Below are 4101 nucleotides of genomic sequence, written 5' to 3' on the forward strand. Positions count from 1 at the left end.
CCGACGACCTCGCCTCGCGCACCGAGGAACAGGCGGCCTCGCTCGAGGAGACCGCCGCGGCCATGCGGGCCGCCACCGACATGGTGCAGGAAACCACCCGCAGCGCCGTGGCCGTCAATGCCGAGATGGCCAGGATGCAGGCCGAAGCCACCGAAGGCGGCCAGATCGTGGCCAAGGCGGTGGGGGCTATGGATTCGATCGAGCGATCGTCGAGCGAGATCGGCAAGATCATCGCCGTGATCGACGGCATCGCCTTCCAGACAAACCTGCTGGCATTGAACGCGGGGGTCGAGGCGGCCCGCGCCGGCGATGCCGGCAAGGGGTTCGCCGTGGTGGCGCACGAGGTTCGCGCGCTCGCCCAGCGCTGCGCCGATGCCGCACAGGAGATCAAGACGCTGATCAGCAACAGCACCGAGCATGTCGACAATGGCGTCAAGCTGGTCGGTGAAACCGGCACGATGCTGAACCGCATCGTCGAGCGCGTCGGCGAGGTCAGCCAGGTCATCACGCGCATCGCTGCTTCGGCGGAAAGCCAGTCGGCGAGCATGATCCAGGTCAACTCTGCCGTTGGCGACATGGACAAGATGACCCAGCAGAACGCCGCGATGGTCGAGGAAACCGCCGCTTCGGCGCGCAGCCTCGCCAGCGAGGCGCAGGATCTGGCCGACAAGGTCTCGCGCTTCCAGCTGGGGCAGCAGGCCGGCGTGGCGGTGGCCCGCCAGATGCATCGCCCCGCGCCCAGGAAGCCCGTGCGCGTGCCGATGGTCAGCGGCAATCTGGCGCTGAAGGCCGATGACGAGGACTGGTCGGAATTCTGACCAGCCTTGCGACCGCCGGAGCGGGTACGCTCCGGCGGTGATATCCTATCATGGCCGGGCGGGTTAACCCTCGCTTATCCTCTCGCTGTCATGACACGGGCAAGGCCCCCGGGAGAAAGACATGCTGCACGTCGACCATCGCAACCTGCGCGCCGGAGCCGTGGCGCTGGGGGCGATCGAATGTGCCGTGGTGCCGGGCGTTTCGCCGATTGTCGATGCGCTGGCGGCGCTCGGCCCGGCCAGCCACGCCTTCCTGCGCGATGGCTGGTTCTGCCGGGGGGAGCCCGAGGCTATCACGACCCTGGTCGCGCGGCGCGGCGATGGCAGCCCGATCCTCGCGCTGCCGATGCGCCAGCTGGGGCCGACGGGGCTGCGCGCACGGTCGCTGGCGGGCAGCTACTGGCCATTTCGCAGCGCGGCGCTCGATCCGAGCACCGGCGTGGGCGATATGTGCGCGGTGCTGGCCCATCCCGCAACGCAGGAGGCGCTTGGCCCGCTGCTGCGTCTGGGCCCGATCTACCATGATGACCGACTCGCCCAGTTGATGATCGCCGCCGCCGACCGCATCGGCTGGCATGTGCTGATCCGCGACATGGGGCAGAGCTTCGTCCAGGATTTCGCCGAGCCGGGGTCGCCTGATGCCTGGCCGAGCAAGTCGCGGCGCAAGAAGGTGCGGCGGCTGACCGCGCGGCTCGAGGAACAGGGGCCTGTCACCATCCGCATCGTGCGCGGCGGCGACTGGTCGCGTCAGGTATTCCATGATCTCGCGCGGATCGAGGAGAACAGCTGGGTGGGAACGCGTACCGACCGCAGCGGCGCCAAATTCCTCAACCCGCACATGATGGCGCACTGGCAGCGCGCGGTGGTCGATCCCGACCTCGCCGAGATGCTCACCGCCAGCCTGCTCTATGTCGCCGATCGCCCGATCGCCTTTTCGCTCGACCTTGTCTGCGGCGCGATCGCCTATGGTATCGCGAGCAGCTATGATGCGGCCTTTGCCGATGCTTCGCCGGGGCAGATCGTCACGCTGCACGCGGTTGATGCCATGCTGGCGCGCGGCGTGCGCCAGGTCGACTGGGGCGCGGGCGACAGCGGCTACAAGCAGGAAATCGGCGCGCGCCCGGGTTCGCGCATCCAGGACATTCTCATGGTGCGAAGCGCCTCGATCGCCGCAGCGCTGCGCCCGCGCTGGGAGGAATCGAGCGGATCGGGAACGCTTGCGCTGGCCGCCGGGCTGGCCGATGCGGTGCGGGTATCAGGCATCCCGTCGAGCCTCACGCTGAGGCGGCTGCTGATGTCGGGCCTGGCCCTGTCCGCCGCCGCATCGCTGCTGGCGGAGTGACAGGGCCGGCGCCGGGTCAGGCCGCCAGGTCGCGTTCGATCATGGTCTGGCCCAGACCGTCGACCCGCTCCCATTGCAGCCCGCCCGTATAGCGCCAGCCCAGTTCGCCCGATGCGTCGAGCGCGAACAGATGCAGCCAGCGGTTATCGAACAGCGCGCGCACGCCTTCGTGCTTCTCCAGGATCGCGGTCATCGCCTCGACCGGCGCCTCGACGCACACCGAGAGCCGCAGCGGTTCGTGCACCAGGTCGCTGCCGTCGTGCACCGACTGCCAGGGAAGCCCCGCGCGCAGCGTGCCGCCATTGCCCTCGACCACGCCGATGCCGCCGGTGACATTGTGGATCAGCTTGTTGCCGCCGCCAAAGACATGCGGCGCGACCGATGACCCGTAATATTGCAGGCTGATCCAGCTCGCGACCACGACCGGCGCGGTCATGATCAGCTCGAGGACGCCGAAGCCCTCGTCCTGCTGCCAGGCATAATCGTGCAGGAAGGCGCGACCCTCCAGGCTCTTGCCGCTGGTGCGGTGGCGCGGTGCGGCGATGAAGGCCTTGCAGCCAGCCAGCGCCCATTCGGGACGGATCTCGGCCCAGTCGCGGCTGCGCCTGGCGACGTCGGCTGCTCCATCGGCGCGGGGCAGGCGCAGCGCCCGTTCGCCGCGTGCGACAAGGCCGGCGCTCGCCAGCCATTGCCGCGCCTGGGCAATCGCTTCGGCATGCGGAGGCGAAGGGTGGTCGCCGTCATAGATCAGCACATGGTCGGTGGTGGTGTCGTGCAGCCCGGCCAGGAACAGCGTGGCCGAAGGCACGGCAATCCCGTTGCTCGCCAGGCCGCCGCGCACCGCGGGGTCGTTGAGCAGGCTGGCCAGCAGCCGCGCGTTGACCTCACCCGAATAGCCGCCGCACGCGCCGCAATGCAGACCGCTGGCGTGCGGATTGTTGACGACATTCGCGCCATGACCGACGAGCAGCACCAGCGGTGCGAAATCCTGCGTCAGCGACATCGCGCGCAGCACCGCGGTCGCGGCATCGACCTTGTCCGCCAGGCTCAGCGCCGGGTCGGGGCGCGGCATCGGATCACTGGGCAGGCTGGTCTTCTTCAGCGCGAACGTATCGCGAAGCAGCTTGCCCAGATAGACCGGCCCTGCCGCCTCCACAAAGGCGAAGCTCGATACGGCGGCCAGCTTGAACCGGCCCCAGGCGCGCTTGCCGCGCGAGCGATAGCGCGCGGCGCGATCGATGTCCTCCAGTTCGGCACCGCCTGAACAGGTGGTCAGCTTGGGGTTGAGCAGCACCGGAAGCCGGTGCTCATGAACGTCCGAGGCGAAGCGGCGGTGCGATGCGCCCAGTCCGAAGAACCCGGCGAAACCCAGCGTGTGGATCGACGGATCGAGCGCTTCCAGTGCGCGACGGAACACCTCCGAGCGCACATCGATGCAGAAGGCAGCCTGCAATGCGGGCGGCGCTGCGGCGCTGGTGGCAGGAGCAGCGGCGAGCGTCTCGCCGATTGCCCGCTGGCCCGCGCGCTCGGCGGCTTCCTGCAGGATGGCGTCGATGGTCTGCTCGGCATCGGGCGCGACCGGCGCAGCATGGCCCGCCACCACGTCCTGCCAGGCCTCCAGCACCGGACCGCGATATTGCGCGAGCAGCGCGTCTTCCCACATCAGCCGGATCGCGAGCAGATCGGTCAGCGTGCTGTCCTGCTGGCCTGCCAGCTCGGCCTGCCACAGCCGGTAGCGGCCGACCTGCGCCCAGCCACCCAGGGTCATCAGCAGCGCATGGAAACAGGTGGGCATGGCGGCCGGTGTCAGCCCCAGCCGCGCGACGCTGGCGGCGCGGGCGTCCCCCGCGCTGTCGGGCGCATCGGCGACGAACCGGGCAAATCCCTTGAGGCCCGCAATCTCCGGGGTGAGGTCGTGCGTCGCGACATCCTGCCAGGCGC

At 69.3% G+C, this 4101-nt stretch carries 3 protein-coding genes; 2 read left to right on the plus strand and 1 reads right to left on the minus strand.

Annotated elements, in window-relative coordinates; translation table 11 throughout:
- Positions 1–818, plus strand: an 818-nt coding sequence (locus DM995_RS18185; protein WP_232824536.1) for a methyl-accepting chemotaxis protein, incomplete at its 5' end; no start/stop codon positions are given.
- Between the two features lie 121 nt (positions 819–939).
- On the plus strand, positions 940–2160 hold the full coding sequence (locus DM995_RS18190; RefSeq protein WP_116970612.1) for a GNAT family N-acetyltransferase: 1221 nt from the start codon (positions 940–942) through the stop codon (positions 2158–2160).
- A 16-nt stretch (positions 2161–2176) separates the two neighbouring features.
- On the opposite strand, the gene DM995_RS18195 is transcribed toward DM995_RS18190, so the two are convergent.
- The coding region (locus DM995_RS18195) for a YbcC family protein (protein WP_157973322.1) at positions 2177–4101 on the minus strand (1925 nt) is incomplete at its 5' end.

Origin of the sequence: Blastomonas sp. UPD001 (genome assembly GCF_003426715.1) — a bacterium.
In the GTDB taxonomy this organism is placed as follows: Bacteria; Pseudomonadota; Alphaproteobacteria; order Sphingomonadales; family Sphingomonadaceae; genus Blastomonas.

Excerpts from the sequence above, each read along its gene's own strand:
- DM995_RS18190 (WP_116970612.1), top strand. The coding sequence starts at position 940 with ATGCTGCACGTCGACCATCGCAACCTGCGCGCCGGAGCCGTGGCGCTG.